This window comes from Bacteroides sp. HMSC067B03, from assembly GCF_001811315.1.
Lineage (GTDB): Bacteria > Bacteroidota > Bacteroidia > Bacteroidales > Bacteroidaceae > Bacteroides > Bacteroides faecis.
Genome location: NZ_KV804225.1, coordinates 64781 through 86251 on the forward strand (window position 1 = coordinate 64781; position 21471 = coordinate 86251).

The following is a 21471-nucleotide window of genomic DNA, read 5'->3' on the forward strand; positions in this document are numbered from 1 at the left end:
ATGTGTATAAGATGGAGCATTCATCTAAAAGCGATATTCTGGGTATTACGACAGGGAATGACCTGAACGCATTGCTTCCTACGGAACTGGCGCATTGTGCCGATGATGAACTGGAAGATTTATTTGTCTATAAGTATATTACCCGGAAACTCCAGACTTTCCGTTATAAATCTGAGATTATGCAACCTGCCCGGCGATTGGAAATAAAGCCTGCCACGCAGAAAGGACCGATGATTGTCTGTCTCGATACTTCCGGCAGTATGGTAGGGAAACCGGAAAAGATTGCATATTCACTGTTGATTAAAATATTGGAAATAGCCGACAGGCAACGTCGGGACTGTTTTCTGATTGCTTTTTCTGTTTCCATCAATCCGATTGATGTCCGGAGAGAGAGGGCACGGCTGCTTGAATTCTTCTCGACCACTTCCTGTGGTGACACGGATGCTACCCGAATGCTGAAAGCTACATTCCGGTTGCTCCAGTCAAAAAAGGAATATATGAATGCGGATGTATTGTGGATCAGTGATTTTAAAATTCCGTTGTCTGTGCCGGAACTGACTGACCAAATGCTGGAATATAGAAAAGTGGATACACATTTCTACGGATTGCAGCTTGGAATTGCGGAGAATGGATGGATGCCTTTCTTCGATCGTATATATAGGATCGATTATACTCCTTCCCGCCGTTACTGACAGTTTTTGGAGGATTCGGTTTATTTGCTTAAATTGCTGCCGGAATAGAGATTCTTGCTGTTCGATAGTATGAGATGTAAACTGATGAAGCAAGGATACGTATTACTTCTAATAGAGTAACTATGTTAGATATTATTTTGATTATACTAGGTGTGCTGTGCCTTATGACGGGATTGATGGGGTGTGTTCTTCCATTTCTGCCCGGTCCTCCTGTCGCATATCTGGGACTGATTTTCCTTCATTTCACGGATAAGGTGCAATATTCCACAACGCAGCTGATCGTCTGGCTGTTGATTGTTGTCGTCATACAAATATTGGATTATTTTACCCCCATGCTCGGCAGTAAATATAGTGGCGGCAGTAAATGGGGTAACTGGGGCTGTATCATTGGGACGCTTGTTGGCCTTCTTTTCTTGCCATGGGGAGTTATTTTCGGTCCGTTTCTGGGGGCAGTGATAGGTGAACTGATTGGAAACAAGGAATTTTCTCAGGCTCTTAAGTCGGGAGTCGGTTCATTAATCGGCTTTATGTTGGGAACCTTATTGAAGTTTGTCGTTTGCGGTTATTTCTGTTACCAGTTTATAATGGGCTTTCTTCGGTGATTACCTTTGGATCACTAACAATCTACCTTTTATTAAAAGTCATTTGAAAGCTACTTCAAGACAGTTTGATAGTAGTTTCAAAAAGTTTCAAGCGCTTGAAACACTTTGTTTCGTACGGTGAAACACTTTGTTTCATTGCTTGAAACACATTGTTTCAAAGCTTGGAACACTTTGTTTCAACCGATGAAACTGATCTTGGAACTACTTGTTTCGTTCTTTTCCTATAGGTACTATAAATCGGGCGTGTATATCTCCGCTAAATGGGCAAACTTAAAGTGACAATAAACGGGTGGATTTTTCTTATTGTCACTCTATTGTCACTTCCTATTATCACCTTTATTGTGTTGCAGGTCAATGTGTTAATGGCGAAAAGTGATAAGTGACAATAAGAACAGTCACTTTTTGCATGAGTAACGGTGAATAATTTTTGGATATCGATCTGTTTTTTGTAAGTCAGACAGAGTACTAAATGGATGTGTGCCCGTCCTAACTATAATAGCACATTGAGATAGTACCATGAAAAAGACTTTTACTGTTTTTGTTTTGATGGCTTCTTTGAGTATGTTTTCTATTCTTTTTGCTGGGGAGATTTACGTATCTCCTCGTGGAAATGACAAGAATGCAGGTACAAAAGAAGCTCCTTATCTTACCTTGAACCATGCCCTCAAGCAGGCTCGTGAATGGAGAAGGCTGAATGCTCCCGAAGTAGCCGGAGGAATTTCTATCCGGTTGGAAGACGGGATCTATGTACAGTCCACTCCTTTGTTTATCAGGCCGGAAGATAGCGGTCGGCCCGATTCGCCGACACTCATAAGTGCAGTGGAGAATGCGCACCCGTTAATCAGTGGCGGAGTTGCAGTTACGGGATGGAAGCGGGGAAGCGAAGATCTGCGGATTGCCAGGGAATTAAGATCAAAAGTTTGGGTGGCAAAGGCACCTCTTGTCGGAAATAGAATGGTAGAAACCCGCCAGATGTGGGTGAATGGCAATAAAGCCCGGCGGGCGTCACAGTTCCCCGATGGAATGATGGAACGAATGATTGACTTTAATCCGGAAGAACAGACGATTACGATTCCTACCCATCAGATAGAGAAGTTGCAAAATGCCGGGCAACTGGAAATGATAGTCCATCAGCGTTGGGCAATTGCCATTCTGCGTGTGAAGAGTATAGACGTCAGAGGGGAACAGTCCGTTGTTTGTTTTCATCAGCCGGAGAGTCATCTGGAATTTGCCCATCCCTGGCCCCAACCTGTCATCGGAGAAGAAAAAGGAAATTCCTCGTTTTGCCTGACAAATGCTTTGGAACTGCTGGACCAGCCGGGAGAGTGGTTTCAGGAATATCCGTCGGGAACAATCTATTATTATCCCCGTTCGGGGGAAGACATGGAAACGGCTGAAGTTATCATTCCGGTTCTGGAAACATTGATGATTGCGGACGGTACGTTGGAACGTCCGATACGGCATATCCACCTGGAAGGAATCACCTTTGCCCATACCTCGTGGATGCGTCCTTCGTATCAGGGACATGTTACTTTGCAAGGGGGATTTCCGCTATTGGATGCTTATAAACTGCATGAACCGGGACTACCGGAAAAAGCGGAACTGGAAAATCAGGCATGGATTACCCGTCCCGAAACAGCAATACGTGTCAGGGGAGCCGAGTATTTTACGTTCAATCGCTGTACGTTTCAACATCTGGCGTCTACCGGACTGGATTATGAATGGGCGGTTTCGTCCTCCGGCGTAGAGAATTGTGTTTTTTCGGATGTCGGAGGTACAGGCATACTGGTGGGTGCATTTCCAGACGGAGGTTTCGAGACACATGTACCTTTTATCCCTTTGGACCAACGTGATTTATGCACGGATATCACTATTAAAAATAACCTGATAACGGATGTGACTAATGAAGATTGGGGGTGTGTGGGTATCGGTGCGGGATACGTGAGCGGTATCGATATTTCCCATAATGAAGTCTGCCACTTGAACTATTCGGGCATTTGTGTAGGGTGGGGATGGACCTCGCTGCAAAGCGGAATGAAAAATAACCGGATAGAAGCTAACTATGTACATCATTTTGCCCGTCGGCTGTATGATGCCGGAGGACTTTATACACTTTCCAGCCAACCGGGCTCTGTGGTGCGGAATAACCGGATCGAACATTTGGAAGAAGCACCTTATGCCACCAACGACAGGGCTTTTTATATCTATCTGGACGAAGCTACTGATGGATATACGATTGAAAACAACTGGTGTCCGGCTGAACGCTTCGACTCGAATCGCCCCGGTAACAGGAATGTATGGAGAAAAAATGGTCCGCAGGTGGCGGATGAGATAAAAAATAGTGCCGGAAGAATGAAATAGCACTTGAATCGATCAAGTAACTGAGATAGATCATAAATTAATAAGATAGATTGCAGATGAAACCTACTAATTACCATTTGTTTGATTTCCTTGATTTTGATACTGAGTTATCAAGGGATGAGTCGCTCTGGAAAGCATATAAACCGACAGCCGTTTATGAAAAGGGCGGGGATGTCTGTGTGACAGTCCCTTTTCAGAAACAGCAACTTGCCAATGATATGGCGGCGGATACCACTGCCCCCCAAGAGGAATATACATTAATAATACGTCAGTATAGTACAGGCATTACCCGTTTGTTTCTTGGGTTTGGTGAATATGAACTGACGGACCGGTCGGAAATGTTGCAATTCAGTGAGCGAATCCGGAAAGTTCCTTTGTCTGTGGAGAAGCAGGAAGGTAAATGGGTTCTTTCGACCGAAGACGGAACGAAGCGTGCCGTTATCAATGTGGAACCACCGGTCCTGGACCGGTGGAGTGAGTTATTGCCCGACCCTCAGGAAACACTGGACATTACTTTATATCCTGACGGAAAGCGGGAAATCCGTCTGGCAGCTTATGACCATTTCTCACCTCCCCGCTACGACGGACTGCCCATTGCCTTCTGCAAACGGATGGGGAAAAAGGAACGTGCCACCCTCTCTTTTGAGAGCAAACCGGATGAGTGTTTTGCAGGGACCGGAGAACGTTTCTTCAAGATGGACTTAAGCGGACAGACACTTTTTCTGAAAAATCAGGATGGGCAGGGAGTAAACAACCGGCGTACCTATAAGAATATACCTTTCTATCTCTCCAGCCGGATGTACGGGACTTTCTATCATACGTGTGCCCACAGCAAACTTTCGCTGGCAGGACATTCCACCCGTTCCGTACAGTTCCTGAGTGATCAGGCTATGCTGGATGTATTCATCATAGCGGGTGATACGATGGAGGAGATACTTCGTGGCTATCGTGACCTGACCGGATATCCTTCGATGCCTCCTCTCTGGAGCTTCGGAGTGTGGATGAGCCGGATGACTTATTTCAGTGCCGATGAAGTAAATGAGATCTGCGACCGTATGCGCTCCGGACATTATCCTTGTGATGTCATTCATCTGGATACCGGCTGGTTCAGAACCGACTGGCTGTGCGAATGGAAGTTTAACGAGGAACGTTTTCCCGATCCGAAAGGATTCATACAGCGGTTGAAAAAGAATGGTTACCGTGTATCTCTATGGCAGTTGCCCTATGTTGCCGAAAATGCAGAACAGATCGGGGAAGCAAAAGCGAATGATTATATAGCTCCGCTGACCAGGCAGCAGGACACGGACGGCTCTAATTTTTCAGCTTTGGACTACGCGGGGACTATCGACTTTACTTATCCGAAGGCAACAGAATGGTATAAAGGACTGTTGAAGCAACTTCTGGATATGGGAGTCACTTGTATTAAAACTGATTTCGGAGAAAATATCCACATGGATGCTGTCTACAAAGGTATGAAACCGGAACTGTTGAACAATCTGTATGCCTTGCTCTATCAGAAAGCGGCTTATGAAATAACGAAAGAGGTGACTGGAGATGGCATTGTCTGGGCACGTGCAGCCTGGGCAGGTTGCCAGCGTTATCCTTTGCATTGGGGAGGGGACTCTTGCAGTTCATGGGACGGCATGGCGGGTTCGCTCAAAGGAGGGTTGCATTTTGGTCTGTCGGGGTTTGCTTTCTGGAGTCATGATGTCCCCGGATTCCATACCTTGCCCAACTTCATGAACTCAATCGTATCGGATGATGTCTATATGCGCTGGACACAGTTTGGAGTATTCACATCACACATCCGTTATCATGGAACCAACAAGCGGGAGCCTTGGCATTATCCGGCTATCGCCCCGCTGGTGAAGCAATGGTGGAAACTGCGTTATTCGCTGATTCCCTATATCTTAGAGCAAAGCAAACTGGCAATAGAGAGCGGCAGTCCGTTGTTGCAGGCACTGATCCTGCATCATCCGGAGGATAAGATCTGCTGGCATATCGACGATCAGTATTACTTCGGCAATGAGTTTCTGGTGGCTCCGGTGATGAATAGTGAGAACCGTCGTGACGTTTATCTTCCCGAAGGGCAATGGGTGAATTTCTTTACCGGAGAACGTCTGCAAGGTGGATGCTGGCTGAAAGATATATATGTGCCATTGGAAGAAATGCCGGTATATGTGCGCGAGAATGCCGTGATCCCGATTTATCCGGAAGAAGTGGATTGTACGGACGAAATGGATTTAAGCAAAAGTGTTGTTTTGCACATTGATCAGGATTACAAGGGATTTTGGAAGATATGAAATTGAACAATTAAAAAAGACTGGCAGAGTATGAAAACTTGGAAAACGAATTTAGAAGAGACTCAACAACGTTATATAAACTGGTGGAATCATAAAGGAATTATTCTCTCTATGTGGGAACACTTTCAGGAAGGTGTGAAACCGCATGCGGACATTGCTCCGCCTGCCCCGGCAAAAGACCTGGCGCAGAAGTGGTTTGATCCTCAGTGGCGGGCGGAATATCTGGATTGGTATGTCGCTCACAGTAGTCTGATGGCGGATATGCTCCCTGTTGCAAATACTCAGCTGGGGCCCGGCTCTTTGGCTGCAATCCTGGGCGGAGTTTTTGAAGGAGGTGAAGATACGATCTGGATACATCCCGACCCGGACTTTAATGATGAGATTGTATTCAACCCGGAGCATCCCAACTGGATTTTGCATAAGGAACTTCTGAAAGCCTGCAAGGCTAAAGCCAACGGGAATTATTTTGTCGGTATGCCCGACCTGATGGAAGGACTGGATGTGCTGGCTGCTTTGAAGGGGACCGATATGGTATTGCTGGATACGGTCATGCAGCCCGAAGTACTGGAGCAGCAGATGCAGCAAATCAATGATATCTATTTTAAAGTATTTGATGAACTCTACGACATTATCCGCGAAGGGGATGAAATGGCATTCTGCTATTTCTCCTCATGGGCTCCGGGTAAAATGAGTAAGTTGCAGAGCGATATTTCTACTATGATCAGTCAGGATGATTATCGTCGTTTTGTACAGCCGTTTATTCGCGAACAGTGCCGGAAGATAGACTATACACTTTATCATCTGGATGGAGTAGGAGCGATGCATCATCTTCCTGCCCTGCTTGAAATTGAAGAGTTGAATGCGATCCAGTGGACGCCCGGTGTTGGTGAGCCGCAGGGAGGTTCTCCGAAATGGTATGATTTGTATAAGAAGATACTGGCAGGAGGTAAGAGCGTCATGGCTTGCTGGGTGACTCTGGATGAGTTGAAACCTTTATTGGATAATATCGGAGCGGACGGGGTGCATCTGGAAATGGACTTCCATAATGAAAGAGAAGTGGAACAGGCGATGAGGATTATAGAGGAATATACCGGTTCTTCTGTACCTGTGCCGGCGGATACGGATGGAATCCAACAAGAGGCAGGACAAAGTAATGTACAGGAAAGTATTCGGGTCAGAGAAGAAAAGAATCGGGAAGAGGACCAGCTGAAACCTTTGTATGATGCTATCGTAGCCGGAAAACTGGAACCGGCAGTTGAAGTCACCAGGAAAGCTATCGCTGACGGAGTAGTACCGCAGGATATCATCAATGGATATATGATAACAGCTATGGGAGAAGTCGGGCAACGCTTTCAGGACGGCAAGGCCTTTGTGCCGCAACTTTTAATGGCAGGGCGTGCCATGAAAGGGGCTTTGGAACTTCTGAAACCTTTGCTGGCTGGTAATGCATCAACCACAATCGGAAAAATTGTAATCGGTACTGTAAAGGGGGATCTGCATGATATTGGAAAGAATCTCGTAGCTTCCATGCTGGAAGGCTGTGGCTTTGAAGTGATCAATATCGGCATTGATGTTACCTGTGACAAGTTCGTTGAGGCAGTCAAGGAAAACAATGCTGATATTTTGTGTATGAGTGCCCTGCTGACTACTACTATGACTTATATGAAAGATGTGATTCAGGCATTGGAAGATGCAGGCATCCGCAGTCAGGTGAAAGTGATGATCGGAGGGGCTCCCGTCAGTCAGGGATTTGCCGATGAGATTGGCGCGGACGGATATAGTGATAATGCTAATACAGCGGTGGCAGTAGCTAAAGAGCTGATGGGAAATAAAAAATAATAGGCATGGATTATCTGGTTTTTAACTATATAGTTTATTAAAACCGTGAAATCAGTGTAATCCGTGCCTGAAAGAGAACTATAATTGAACTTACGTTACTTATTTAATACTTGAATTATGCATGTGAAATTTCTGGATACATTGGATTGGGGTATTCTGATTGCCTATTTTCTGATTCTTATCGCCATAGGTGTTTGGGCAAGTTCCAAACGAAAAAAAGGGAGCAGTCTCTTTTTGGCGGAACGTTCTTTGCGATGGCACCACATCGGATTCTCTATGTGGGGAACGAACGTGGGACCTTCCATGCTGATTGCATCTGCCAGTGCCGGGTTTACTACCGGTATTGTCTCGGGCAATTATGCTTGGTATGCGTTTGTCTTTATATGTCTGCTTGCCTTTGTTTTTGCTCCCCGTTATTTGGGAACCCGTGTTTCGACTCTGCCGGAGTTTATGGGAAAGCGGTTCGGGCAGTCTACCCGCAATATTCTGGCATGGTATACAATTGTTACGATATTGATTTCCTGGTTAGCATTGACTTTATTCGCAGGTGGTGTTCTGATTCGTCAGGTATTCGATATACCGATGTGGCAGTCCGCTTTGATCTTATTGATTATTTCGGCATTCTTCACAATGCTCGGAGGATTGAAGGCTGTTGCCTACACGAATGTCTATCAGATGATTCTGTTGATTCTTGTTTCAGCTACACTGGCTATCGTAGGAATCTGTAAGGTTGGAGGTATCTCTGCCTTGACAGATGCTGTTCCGGCAGACTTCTGGAATCTTTTCAGGCCGAATGATGATCCCGCTTTCCCGTGGCTGCCGATTATTCTGGGATATCCTGTGATGGGAGTATGGTTTTGGTGCACGGATCAGTCAATGGTACAGCCGGTATTGGCTGCTAAGAATTTGAAGGAAGGACAGTTGGGAACGAACTTTACCGGTTGGCTGAAAATATTGGATGTTCCTCTTTATATTCTTCCGGGTATCATCTGTCTGGCTTTGTTTCCGCAGTTAGAGAATCCCGATGAGGCGTATATGACTATGGTAACTCATTTATTCCCTGTTGGAATGGTCGGGTTGGTATTGGCTGTATTGACAGCTGCTCTTGTCAGTACTATCGGGTCGGCACTGAATGCTTTGAGTACTGTGTTTACGATGGATATTTATGTGAAGAAGATCAGACCACAGGCCAGGCAAAAGGAGATCATTCGGGTCGGACAGACAGTGACGGTAGCCGGTGCGCTGATATCGGTGATTATAACGATAGCCATTGACAGCATTCATGGATTGAATTTATTTAATGTTTTCCAGTCTGTATTGGGGTTCATTGCACCTCCGATGGCAGCGGTTTTCCTTTTTGGCGTTTTCTGGAAGCGTACGACTACTTTGGCTGCTAATGCAGCCCTCACAGTTGGTACGGTATTCAGTATCGGAGTAGGTGTGTTGTATCTATGGGTATTTCCTGCCGACCAGTATGCTGCGTGGCCTCATTTTATGTTATTGTCTTTCTATCTGTTTGTTATTATCGGGATAGGAATGATGGTTATCAGTCTATTGGATAAAACCCCTCAGGCTGAGATATTGAATATGGAGAAGATAGAAGCAAAGCCTGCCCGGATAGTACTTGTCTTATGGGCATTGCTTATCGTGACTATGATAGGGCTTTATATCTTTTTTAATGGTCATTAAAGAAGAATTCTCCGGTAAAAGATGAATCATTCGGTAAAGAATAATAGCTTTATTGGTGTTTTCTTTTGCGATAGCAGTTTTCGTAGGTACACAGTCCGCAAGTATACTCAAGCTTGCGGACATCAGTACCTACACCGATTACACCGCTGACAGATTTGATAGGTATCATGAGGCTGGAATCTGTTAACCGAATGCCGCAAGGAGAAGTGACGGGAAACAATGGAAACAGTTTTTGTTGTTCCGAAACGTGCCATCCACAGTAGCCCGGACTATATCGGTTGGTGTGTTTCCAATTCTTGCTCTGTATATATTCCGCTAAAGCGACTTCCATACAATCAGCTGTCTTTTCTGCGATGACGCTTCCTAATGAATCTGCGATGTATATTTTGACCATATCTCCTTCTTGTTGCAATGTATGCTGGAATTCCTCAAACTCTATTCCGGCAGTAGCTGCAAAAAAAGCAAAAGCTTCTGAACCTCTTAATTGACGGGCGATGGTTTTACCGATAGAGAAAACGGTATCATGCGTATGCAGGGATTCTTTCTCTGTATCAACCGTACCTTCCGTAAGAAAGAAAGTGTATCGTGGACGAAGCCGGGGGATGACGCGTTTTAGCAACGTATGAGTTTCTTCTATCACCATTGGGTCTGGCATAGAATCTTTGTATCCCATCGCTTCATAAATTTCGGACGATGGGATATGTAAGTCTTGATAAGTGAGTTCTTGTTCAAACATCATTAAATAGCATTAGCCGGATTATAGGCTAATTCCGCATTGCATTGAATTCTTCCAATGCAGCATAAAAGGCGTCTATATTGGCTAATGGTGTATAGGGTGGCACATCGCAACCACTCGACAAGACGAAGTTTGGATGTGCGCTGGTAGCTTCCAGAAGTTGAAGAGTTGCTTGTCTCATTTCCTCGGGACTTGACATCTTGAAGAGACTGACCGGGTCAAGATTACCCATCGCAAGAGCATGAACAGGAACTTCTTTTAATGCTTCCTCCATTTCGATTTTATTACCGAAATGATAGGCTGCAGCACCGGTATATACCATAGCTTGCGTACAATTTCCGGTATTTCCGCAATTATGAAGTACAACGGTGAAATGATCATCCTGTACTTTCTCTACTATCTCTTTAACGAATACAGAAGAATATTGCAGGCAATCTTCGTTGGATAACAATCCGGCGGCAGGTTCCGCCATCACAACTCCGTTTACTCCGGTTGCTTTCAGAGCCATGCAATAACGGATAATGAAATCGGTACATTTTCGTAGTAAAGTATTGGCTGCTTCGGGATTGATATAAATCAGCATCATGATTTCGGACATATCATACAATCGTCCCGCTAATGAATAAGGACCGATGCAGCCTGCAAATACCGGACGATCTGTTATATTTCTTGCAGTCAGCATATTCGCTTTAAGGTATTGTGCGATGCGTCCTTTATTCAGTGCCGGTATTTCCAATGCCTCAATAGCTGTTTCGTCTGTCAGCAATCGACCGGATACACTTGGAACTTCATTCTCCGGAAATACGATTTCCGCTCCGAATGCCTCTGCTTCCACTGTTAAATCCATGATAACTGTTGCAGCAGCGGTAGGATATTTATCACAGAGTGCCTTAATCGCTTCATAATGGACTTGTCCGTTTGTTACTGCATCATGAACACTCTTTCCGATAAGCTCAATGCCCGGATGTGTCATGATAGGAATTGCGATCGTTTTTTTATTCTGGATCGTTTGGTCGATCCAGTCTTTCATATTCAGTTTGCCCATAACTTCTGTTTTTAACTTTGTCATATAATAAGACGATGCAATCGCTTTTTTGTAATCAGTATCTACAAATAAAGCTGTTCTCCGAGAAAGAAGAACAGCTTTATCTATATTTAAATTGTTATTAGGCCTTATTTAACAGGAATCTTATCAATACGATTCTGATGACGACCTCCTTCAAACTGTGTCGAGAAGAATTCAGTCAGTATCATGTCCGCTTCTTCTGTGCTGATAAAGCGTCCCGGCATCACAAGAATATTGGCGTCATTATGTTGACGGGCCAAGTGTGCAATCTCTGCATTCCAGCAAAGAGCAGCACGTATTCCCTGATGCTTGTTCAGAGTCATGTTGATTCCGTTTCCACTGCCGCAGATTGCAATACCGGGATAACATTCGCCCGATTCTACTGCGATAGCCAGCGGATGAGCATAATCCGGATAATCTACACTTGCGGTAGAATTAGTTCCGAAATCTTTGTAAGCCCAGCCTTTTACTTCCAGCCAGCCGCGAACATATTCCTTCAGTTCAAAACCGGCATGGTCGCATGCTAATCCGATTGTTTTCATTAAATCATTGCTTTTACCTGGTTATATACGTTCTCGGCAGTAAAACCAAGTTTTTCATCCAATACTGTGTAAGGAGCAGAGAAACCGAAAGACTCCAATCCCCAAACTTTACCGTGGCAACCTACCAAACCTTGAAGAGTAACAGGCAGACCGGCAGTAAGACCGAAAATCTTAGCGTCAGCCGGAAGAATAGATTCCTGATATTCTTTAGACTGGCTGCGGAACAGACCTTCTGATGGAGCAGATACGATACGAACTTTCACACCATCTTTGCGGAGCAGTTCTGTGCCGGCAACCAAAGTAGATACTTCGGAACCTGAAGCTACCAGGATCACATCCGGATTTTCATCAGAACCGGCTACGATATAAGCGCCCTTAGCTGCTTGTTCGTAATCAGTTCCAACCGGCAGGTTGGCGATATTCTGACGAGAGAAGATCAAGCCTGTAGGGGTAGACATATTTTCCATTGCAAGTTTCCATGCAATAGTTGTTTCTTCTGCATCAGCCGGACGAAGTACCAGCATAGAGTTGTGTCCCTTATGATTTTTCAGCTTTTCCATCAGGCGGATTTGAGCTTCCTGTTCTACCGGTTCATGAGTAGGACCATCTTCACCTACGCGGAATGCGTCGTGAGTCCAGATAAATTTCACAGGTTGTTCCATCAAGGCAGCCATACGTATAGCAGGTTTCATATAATCGGAGAATACGAAGAAAGTACCGCAAGCAGCGATCACACCACCGTGGAGTGACATACCGATGCAGATACAAGCCATCGATAATTCGGATACACCGGCTTGGAAGAATGCACCGCTGAAATCACCTTTCTTGAAAGAATGAGTTTTCTTAAGGAAACCGTCAGTCTTGTCAGAGTTGGAAAGGTCGGCAGAAGCAACGATCATATTTTCTACTTGTGTGGCAAGAGCTCCCAGAACGGTTGCAGAAGCAGCACGAGTAGCAGTACCTGCTTTTTGTTCGATAGCAGTCCAGTCTATTTTCGGAGCTTTGCCTGAGAAGAATAATTCCAGCTTAGCGGCCTGTTCCGGATTGGCTTTAGCCCATTCGGCTTTTGCTGCATATCTTTCAGCTACGATTTCTTTTAATTCTGCCGCGCGTTTAGCATACAGTTCGGCAACTTCCGAGAAAATTACGAACGGATTGGTAGGATCACCGCCCAAATTCTTGATTGTATTTACATAAGCGTCGCCACCGAGCGGAGCACCGTGAGTAGCACAGTTAGCTTCATAGCTGCTGCCGTCTGCCTTGCGTGCGCCTTTGCCCATTACCGTTTTACCGATAATCAGTGTCGGACGTTCTTTTTCAGCCTGCGCTTCTTTGATAGCTGCACGGATTTCGTCCGGATCATTACCATTGATGCTGAGTACATTCCATCCCCATGCTTCATATTTCATGGCGGTATCTTCAACCGTTACATCTTTCGTTTCTGTAGAAAGCTGAATATCGTTGGAGTCGTAGAACATAATCAGGTTGTCGAGTCCCAATGCACCGGCAATACGTCCGGAACCCTGAGAGATTTCTTCCTGAATACCACCGTCGGAGATGTATGCATAAATCGTCTGATTCATTACCTCGTTGAAACGAGCTTTCAGGAATTTAGCTGCGATAGCGGCACCTACAGCGAAAGTATGTCCCTGTCCCAGCGGACCGGAAGTATTTTCAATGCCACGCATGATGTCTACTTCCGGATGTCCCGGAGTAGGGCTTCCCCATTGGCGGAATTCTTTCAGTTCGTCCAGAGTGAATTTACCGGTCAATGCCAAAGTTGAATAGAGCATCGGAGACATATGCCCCGGATCAAGGAAGAAACGGTCACGACCTTCCCAACGCGGATTTTCAGGATCGTATACTAGAAACTCAGAGAAGAGTACATTTACAAAGTCAGCACCACCCATGGCGCCACCCGGGTGACCGGAATTGGCTTTCTCAACCATTGAAGCAGCAAGAATACGGATGTTATCCGCTGCACGATTCATAAGTTTATTATCGTTCATATCTTTAATAATTAATAGATTTGCTAGTCTGTCAATGTGCCAATTACTTGGCATATTTCTCATAATGTTGGCAAAGATAGCTCTTTATGTGTAATTAACCATCCAAAAGAGCTATCTTTTTTGTAGGCTTTTTAACAGCCTTCTTGTTTACAATACAGTAAGTATTTACTATTAGATTACTGTAACTTTAAAGTAACAATTGACTTAGCCGGTAGTTTTACCTTCATAATTCCTTTATTGATTTTTACCTCTTTGAAGGAAGCCGGTTTTACAATATTAGGTTTTTCGAAAGAGTTGTAATCGGTCAGATTAGCAGAAGTCAGGATTTCTCCAATCGCCTTTTTGGCATTTACGTCCGGAAGATTGACTGTGATTTCCTGTGCGTTGTCTGCATCCACGTTGGAGAGAGAAATATGGATCACTCCGTTCTTGTCCTTAGAAGCTGTTGCGCTGACCATAGGAACTGTACGGTTATCGCGTACGTTCATTTTATCGCAAGTCAGGTCGAGTGGAAGATAGGTTGCATCCTGATGCACTTTGTACATCTTAAATACATAATAAGTAGGAGTAAGTACCATATCTTTGTCTTTAGTCAGGATCATAGATTGCAGAACGTTGACTATCTGAGCGATGTTCGCCATTTTCAGACGGTCGGTATATTTGTGGAATACATCGAGACTTAAAGAAGCAACAAAAGCATCACGCAATGTGTTTTGCTGATACAGATGACCTCTGACCGTTCCTGGTTCTTCGTCCCACCAAGTGCCCCATTCGTCAAGCAAAAGGGCAATCTTCTTGTCTTTATCATATTTGTCCATGATGGCACAATGTTTTTTGAGTACATCTTCCACTTCAAGACATTTGCCCATAGTCCAGTAATAATCGTCTTTGTTGAATTGGGTTGCCGCGCCTTTGCTGCCGCTCCATCCTGTAACTGTATAGTAGTGTAAGGATAGACCTTGCATCCGGTGACCGACACGATTCATCAGTACATCCGTCCAGTTATAGTCGTAATCACTGGCACCACTGGCTATCTTAAACAGATGATTACCGTCATAGTTACGGCAATAAGTAGAATAACGGCGATACAGATCGGCATAATATTCAGGGCGCATACTACCGCCACATCCCCAGCTTTCATTTCCTACGCCGAGATATTTTACTTTCCATGCCTTGTCACGACCATTCTTACGGCGCAGGTTTGCCATCGGAGAGTCACCGTCGGAAGTCATGTATTCCACCCATTTTGCAAGCTCTTCTACCGTACCGCTACCTACGTTTCCACTGATATATGGTTCACAGCCCAGCATTTCACAAAGATTCAGGAACTCGTGTGTTCCGAAACTGTTATCTTCAATCGTGCCTCCCCAGTTGTTGTTCACCATCTTCGGGCGATTTTCTTTGGGACCGATTCCGTCCATCCAGTGATATTCATCGGCGAAGCAGCCGCCCGGCCAGCGAAGAACAGGAACGGACAACTCTTTTAATGCATTGAATACGTCTGTCCGGTATCCTTTGATATTAGGAATATCCGAATTTTCGCCTACCCAAAGACCACCGTAGATACATGAGCCCAGGTGTTCGGCAAATTGACCGTAGATTTCCTTCGGGATGATTTCTTTGCCTTGGTCGGCATGTACAGTGATGGTAGTATTCTTTTGTGCAGAAAGAGATACGGAGGCTGCCAGAAAGGCCGTGCTGACTAATAGTTTTGCTTTCATAAATGGAATTTGTTTAAATGGTTATATAGATGTTTGATTTTTATAATGGTCATTTTCTCATTCTTACGCTTATTTCAACAGACGTACTTCGTAAATGGCAGAGGTCCACTCTGTACCATCCGGCTTCAAAAGAATCTCACAACTTCCTGCTTTTAATTTTTGAGGCAGAAGATAGTTGAGCGTGATAAAGCCGTCTTTGTCAGCTTTGCTGATAGTCGGAGTAAGGGTTAGTCTCTCGTTATTCAGTAAGATCATTGTCTTATTCCGATCCTCTTTTCGTATGGTCAGCATTAATTGACTTGCTTCTTTTTTTACTTTCAGATTGTAGCTGAACCACTTTTTAGCACGACGGAAATGGCGGTCTTTATGGGTTCCGGTCTCAGATTCTTCATATTGAATCCCATGATCGGATTCCGGTTGCTGTTCACCGGGGAAGATTAAGTCGACTGTCTGGTTAGCCAATTCTGTCGCCTTTCGCTCGGCTGTAGCCATTTCTTCCTGAATCGCCTTGAATTGCTCTTCACTGGTTTGGCGGAAATAAAAAGCATAACGGGAATTATGCAGGCGGAAGAATGGAACAAGTTCTAATGGTTTACCCATCTGTGCCGGGTAAATATTACCATCATAGCTGAAAGCTAATTTGTTTCCGTTCAGTTTATGAAGAGAAGTACGGATAGAGACGGGATTTCCAATCAACATCGGAACCTCTTGCAAAGGAATCTGTTTGCCGTGAGCAATATGGCCGCCACGGCTGTCGTCTGCATAGATGCCGTCAAGATGTTCCGTTCCTGTAGAAGCTGCCAGAACGATGGGGCCATACAGGAAAGCATAGTAATCTTTCTTGTCCGGAATTTGTTCCAGGCTGACCTCCATCGGCAGATTGAAGGTGATCACATCTCCTTTCTTCCATTTACGATGGATGGGTAGGTAAGTACTGACTCCCGGACGTATGGCATACTTCTTTTTCTGACCGTTGATCGTGATTGCATAATCTTTAGAACTTCCTGCCCATCCTGGTATACGAATCATTAATGTCAGTTTCTTTTTAGATGCTTTATCTATTCGTAAGGTTACTTTTCCATCATCGGGAAAGAGGGTTTCCTGTGTTAATGTCACACCCTGTTCTTTCCAGTTCAGTTGTGAAGGAATAAAAAGATTGACGTAAAGTGTATCTTGCCGATGTGCATAAATAAACTCACCATACTTAGTGTGATTTTCCAGACCTGATCCTACACAGCACCACATCGATGTTTCCGGTTGCGAATAGACCCGGTAATGCCCGGGACGCATTGGAGTAAAGTAGACGAATCCGCCTTTATCCGGTTCTTGTGATGACAGGATATGATTGTAGAGTGCACGTTCATAATAATCTACATAACGTGGGTCCGGTTTGTTGGAGTTGTCAACGTCTCCGGAGTTCTGATAAAGCATTTTGGTCAGCCGGAGCATGTTGTAAGTATTGCAAGTCTCCGGTCCCTGAACGTCATTCAGCATAGACGTAAAGTTGTCCGATGGATGAAAATGTTCGCGTACGCTATTCCCGCCGATACACACGGAACGGTGATTGACTACGGTATTCCAAAAGAAACGGGCTGCATGATCCCATTCTGCTGCATGATTCCAGTCTTTGTCATCCTTTGAAACTTCGGCTACCCGTTTGTATCCGATTACTTTAGGAATTTGTGTGTTAGCATGCATTCCGTTTAACCTGTCTTCGTCTTTGATAAGCGGGTCGAGAATGACTTTATGAGAGAAACGGCGTGCCAGTTCCAGGTATTTCTTATCGCCTGTTATTTCCGCTACATCCGCAAACGTTTCATTTAAGCCGCCGTGTTCACTGCGGAGCATATCCTGCATTTGGCTGTCGCTAAGACCGGAAGTAATATCAATCATCCAGTCGGTGAGATCAATCAGCATCTGACGTGCCAGATCGCTGTGGGCATACAGGTAAGCGTCCCGCAGTCCAGCATACGTTTTGTGTATATTATAGAGGGGTACCCATTTGCCGTTTAAGCTGAAGCCTCCGGCACGAATGTCACCCGCTTTGATTTCTTTCCAAAGTTGGAGGCTACCGGGTGTTCCTCCGATAAATCCTGTGCCGACAGCTTGCTGTGCACGGTGTAGTTCGTTGAGCATATAGTTGAGACGGTGGTATATCGCCGTATCTCCGGTGGCGGCATACATCATGGAAAGTGCGGAAAGGTAATGTCCGCCGATGTGGCCGTCCAGTCCTGTATTCTCCCAGTTGGTATAGCTTGGGGCTTTGGGTGTCAGTCCGGCTTCGCGAAGGAAAGGAGCCGATAATCTGTCCGGATCGAGAGCTAAGATATAATGTAAATCAGTCTGTTGAGCTTGCAGAAAAGGACTGCTTAATAACTTCACATCTTGAAGGGAAAAGTAAGAGACCTGATGGTTCGTCTGGGCTTTTCCGATGGAGATGGATATAATAAGGGCAAGTATGAACGAGGTGGTTTTCATGATAATAGCTTCCCCCTGACCCCCTCCAAAAAGGAGAGGGAATGAGGATATTTATGTTAATACTAAATTCAGGGAAAGGGGGAGAAAGGTCTCCGTGAAGCCGCTTATTTGAATTTGACGGCTGCTTCTTCTATAGGCAAACCTGCCTTGTAGCTTTCGATGTATGTGTTGAAGCCGGCTACATCTTCGGGGGTGGGTGATACCTCGACACCAGCATCGCTGACAAATACACTTTCATCCAGGAAATCGGCAAGAGATTGACCCTTTTTATTGTTTACCAGGTAAGAACCCAGCAGGGCAATTCCCCATGCACCGCCTTCACCGGCTGTTTCCATAACAGATATGGGCGAGTTGATGGCTGCTGCAAGTACTCTTTGACCGACTCCTTTGGTTCTGAACAATCCTCCGTGGCCTGTGATTCTGTCGACTTTGATCTTTTCTTCGTTGAACAAGATGTCGTTGCCAATCTTGAGAACTCCGACTGAGGCGTACAAATGAGCCCGCATAAAGTTTGCAAGGTTGAACTTGTCATTGGCCGAACGTACGAACAAAGGTCTTCCCTCGGCAAGTCCCGTTACGGGTTCACCTGAAATGTAGTTGTAGGAGAGGAGACCACCGCAATCGGTATCACCGGTGAGGGCAATGTTATAAAGTTTGCCGTAGAGTTCATCCATATCTACAGGTATACCCAGAAGTTCCTGGTATTCTTTGAACAGGTTGACCCATGCGTTAAGATCCGAAGTACAGTTGTTGCAATGTACCATGGCTACGAGGCTTCCGTCGGGAGTGGTGACCATGTCGATCATTTCGTATGGCTTCGACAATTCTTTTTCCAATACGATCATAGAGAAAGAAGAAGTACCTGCCGATACGTTGCCGGTGCGTTGCTTGACGGCGTTGGTTGCTACCATGCCGGTGCCTGCGTCTCCTTCCGGCGGGCAGACCGGTATTCCTGCCTTCAGATGACCGGATGCATCAAGCTTTTTACAGCCTTCCGGTGTGAGGACACCGGCATTTTCACCAGCCGACAATACTTTGGGCAGAATGTCTTCCAGTTTCCAACTGTATTCTTTCGAAGCAATCAGATTGTCGAATTTGGCCACCATTTCGGCGGAATAGTTGTTGGTAGTCGGATCTATGGGGAGCATACCCGATGCGTCACCAATGCCCAACACCTTTTCGCCTGTTATCTGCCAATGTACATAACCTGCAAGAGTTGTCAGGAACTTGATGTCTTTGACGTGCGCTTCGTTGTCCAGAATAGCCTGGTACAAATGAGAAATGCTCCATCTCAAAGGGATGTTATAGACAAATAATTCGGATAATTCTGCCGCAGCACGGCCTGTATTGGTATTTCTCCAAGTGCGGAAAGGCACGAGGATTTCTTCTTTTTCATTGAAAGGCATGTAACCATGCATCATGGCGCTGACACCGATGGCTGCCAGAGTTTCGATCTCTGTGTCGTATAATTTCTTCACGTTGGAGCGGAGGTCGGCGTAGCAATCTTGCAGTCCGGACCAGATGGCATCAATGCTGTAAGTCCAAAGTCCGTTGACCAGTTGATTTTCCCATGTGTGGCTGCCTTGAGCGATAGGTTTGTTTTCCTGGTCAATCAGAACAGCTTTTATTCGTGTAGAACCGAGTTCTATGCCAAGGATGGCTTTACCTGTCTCTATGGTTGATTTTGCATCTAATTTCATGTTGAAACCGATATTTTAAGGTATAACAATAAGTGTGGAGAACAAAAACTGAGTCTGCTTTCAAAAGGCGGAAGTGTCTTTAACTCGGGTTGAATTAAAAGTCGCCAGTATCCATACTGTGTGTGACTAAAAAGTCGGTACCAATGGAGATGGTACCGATTTTTTTAAGTGGACTCAGTGATTGGTTTTTAGCAAAGCGCTTTGTTCAGCATGTAATATACTTCATTCATGCGAAGTTCTTTCTTGAAGCAGCTGATAGTCGTATCTTTATTGATATGTACCATTTCGATGCCTGCGATTTCTGCATAATCTTCCCAGTATTCTGCTGTCAAGTCGTATGAGAAGCAAGAGTGGTGAGTTCCACCGGCCAGAATCCATGCGCCTGCACCTACTTCGAGGTTAGGCATCGGAATCCAGAGTGCGGAAGCAACCGGCAATTTCGGAAGTGGTTTCGGTTCGATACATTCTACATCGTTTACGATCAGACGGAAACGGTTACCCATATCCACTACAGTTGCGGTGCAGCCTGTTCCTGTCTTTGAAGTGAACACAAGACGGGCAGTCTGGCTCTTACGGATACCTATGCCGAGGAAGTGTACTTCCAGACGAGGCTTGTTAGCTGCGATAAGCGGACAGATCTCCAACATATGTGACTGTAGGATAGAACTGTTGGCACCATCAAAGTTCAGTGTATAGTCTTCGAGGAATGAACAGCCTTTCGGAAGTCCTTGATTCATTACCCATACAGTACGATAAAGAGCAGCCGATTTCCAGTCACCTTCAGCACCGAATCCGTAGCCTTCTGCCATCAGGCGTTGAGAAGCCAGTCCCGGAATCTGATCGAAATAGCTACCGTCAGTCTGACCCAGATCGTCAAAGTTGGTAGTGAATCCTTTGGCGCCTTTCGCTTTGAGGATAGCACGGAGAGCCAGTTCGGCTTTGGCAGCATTCCATACTTTCTGATAAGCTTCGGTTGATTTGTCTTCCAGAGAAGCGTCGTGATCGTAATCATTGAAGTAAGTAGCTACCAAAGCATCTACATCAGCATCTTTGATTTCTTTGTGATATTCCATCAGTTCGCTTGCCGGACAGTAATCCACGTGATAGCCCATGCGTTGTTCTGCTTCTACCTTGTCACCATCGGTTACGGCTACATTATTCATCTGATCGCCGAAACGGATGATCAGCATATCCTGAGAGTCAGCCCAACCTGCGCAAACACGCATCCAGACAGCAATCTTATGCAATGTTTCTTCTTCTTTCCAGTAGCCTACCACTACTTTGCGACGGATGCGCATACGGGTACAGATATGTCCGAACTCGCGGTCGCCGTGAGCTGACTGGTTCAGATTCATAAAGTCCATATCCATTGTATCCCAAGGAATTTCCTTGTTGAACTGAGTATGCAGGTGCAGCAATGGTTTTTTTAATTGTTGCAGACCATGAATCCACATTTTAGCAGGAGAGAAAGTATGCATCCAAGTGATGACGCCTACACATTTGTCATCGTTGTTGGCTGCTTTGAATACAGCTTCCACCTCTTTAGAAGAGTTGGCCGTTCCTTTGTATACTACTTTAACAGGAAGTTTGCCCGATTCATTCAGACCGTTAACCATTTCGTTAGAGTGTGCGTCTACTGCGATTACTGCATCACCTCCGTACAAGAGCTGTGCTCCTGTTACGAACCATACTTCATACTGATCAAATACGTTATTCATAATGTTTTAATTTTT

General features: G+C 45.1%; 13 protein-coding genes and 1 pseudogene. 6 read left to right on the forward strand and 8 right to left on the reverse strand.

What is annotated here, in order from left to right:
* The 6 genes and pseudogenes from HMPREF2794_RS00420 to HMPREF2794_RS00445 form a co-directional block, all read left to right on the forward strand.
* A pseudogene (locus HMPREF2794_RS00420) lies at positions 1–692 on the forward strand (hypothetical protein); the annotation flags it as partial.
* 122 nt (positions 693–814) lie between these two features.
* Positions 815–1294, forward strand: a complete 480-nt coding sequence (locus tag HMPREF2794_RS00425; protein WP_010537608.1) for a DUF456 domain-containing protein — start codon at positions 815–817, stop codon at positions 1292–1294.
* 516 nt (positions 1295–1810) lie between these two features.
* Positions 1811–3655 carry a right-handed parallel beta-helix repeat-containing protein gene (locus HMPREF2794_RS00430; RefSeq protein WP_070750509.1) on the forward strand — a complete coding sequence of 615 codons (1845 nt, stop codon included), beginning with the start codon at positions 1811–1813 and terminating at the stop codon, positions 3653–3655.
* Between the two features lie 56 nt (positions 3656–3711).
* Positions 3712–5958: a glycoside hydrolase family 31 protein gene (locus tag HMPREF2794_RS00435; protein WP_070750511.1), complete on the forward strand. Its 2247-nt coding sequence runs from the start codon at positions 3712–3714 to the stop codon at positions 5956–5958.
* A gap of 30 nt (positions 5959–5988) precedes the next feature.
* Positions 5989–7797, forward strand: coding sequence for a corrinoid protein (locus HMPREF2794_RS00440; protein ID WP_010537637.1), 1809 nt, complete (start codon positions 5989–5991; stop codon positions 7795–7797).
* 117 nt (positions 7798–7914) lie between these two features.
* The gene (locus HMPREF2794_RS00445; protein WP_070750514.1) at positions 7915–9486 is read left to right on the forward strand and encodes a sodium:solute symporter; all 1572 of its coding nucleotides are present in this window, start codon (positions 7915–7917) and stop codon (positions 9484–9486) included.
* Between the two features lie 49 nt (positions 9487–9535).
* On the opposite strand, the gene HMPREF2794_RS00450 is transcribed toward HMPREF2794_RS00445, so the two are convergent.
* From HMPREF2794_RS00450 to araA, 8 genes are all read right to left on the reverse strand, one after another.
* On the reverse strand, positions 9536–10222 hold the full coding sequence (locus HMPREF2794_RS00450) for a vitamin B12 dependent-methionine synthase activation domain-containing protein (protein ID WP_070750540.1): 687 nt from the start codon (positions 10220–10222) through the stop codon (positions 9536–9538).
* Between the two features lie 28 nt (positions 10223–10250).
* The gene (locus HMPREF2794_RS00455) at positions 10251–11267 is read right to left on the reverse strand and encodes a uroporphyrinogen decarboxylase family protein (RefSeq protein WP_070750516.1); all 1017 of its coding nucleotides are present in this window, start codon (positions 11265–11267) and stop codon (positions 10251–10253) included.
* 128 nt (positions 11268–11395) lie between these two features.
* Positions 11396–11830, reverse strand: coding sequence for a ribose 5-phosphate isomerase B (rpiB, locus tag HMPREF2794_RS00460; RefSeq protein ID WP_010537641.1), 435 nt, complete (start codon positions 11828–11830; stop codon positions 11396–11398).
* Positions 11830–13839 carry a transketolase family protein gene (locus HMPREF2794_RS00465; RefSeq protein ID WP_070750518.1) on the reverse strand — a complete coding sequence of 670 codons (2010 nt, stop codon included), beginning with the start codon at positions 13837–13839 and terminating at the stop codon, positions 11830–11832. Before HMPREF2794_RS00465 ends, rpiB begins: the two co-directional genes overlap by 1 nt.
* Before the next feature lie 176 nt (positions 13840–14015).
* Positions 14016–15560 carry an alpha-N-arabinofuranosidase gene (locus HMPREF2794_RS00470; RefSeq protein WP_070750520.1) on the reverse strand — a complete coding sequence of 515 codons (1545 nt, stop codon included), beginning with the start codon at positions 15558–15560 and terminating at the stop codon, positions 14016–14018.
* Between the two features lie 69 nt (positions 15561–15629).
* Positions 15630–18038 carry a beta-L-arabinofuranosidase gene (locus HMPREF2794_RS00475; RefSeq protein WP_070750522.1) on the reverse strand — a complete coding sequence of 803 codons (2409 nt, stop codon included), beginning with the start codon at positions 18036–18038 and terminating at the stop codon, positions 15630–15632.
* A gap of 104 nt (positions 18039–18142) precedes the next feature.
* Positions 18143–19738 carry a xylulokinase gene (locus tag HMPREF2794_RS00480; RefSeq protein WP_055270255.1) on the reverse strand — a complete coding sequence of 532 codons (1596 nt, stop codon included), beginning with the start codon at positions 19736–19738 and terminating at the stop codon, positions 18143–18145.
* Positions 19739–19926: 188 nt separating this feature from the next.
* Complete coding sequence (gene araA, locus HMPREF2794_RS00485) at positions 19927–21456, reverse strand: L-arabinose isomerase (protein ID WP_010537646.1); 1530 nt, start codon at positions 21454–21456, stop codon at positions 19927–19929.
* Between the last annotated feature and the right edge of the window lie 15 nt (positions 21457–21471).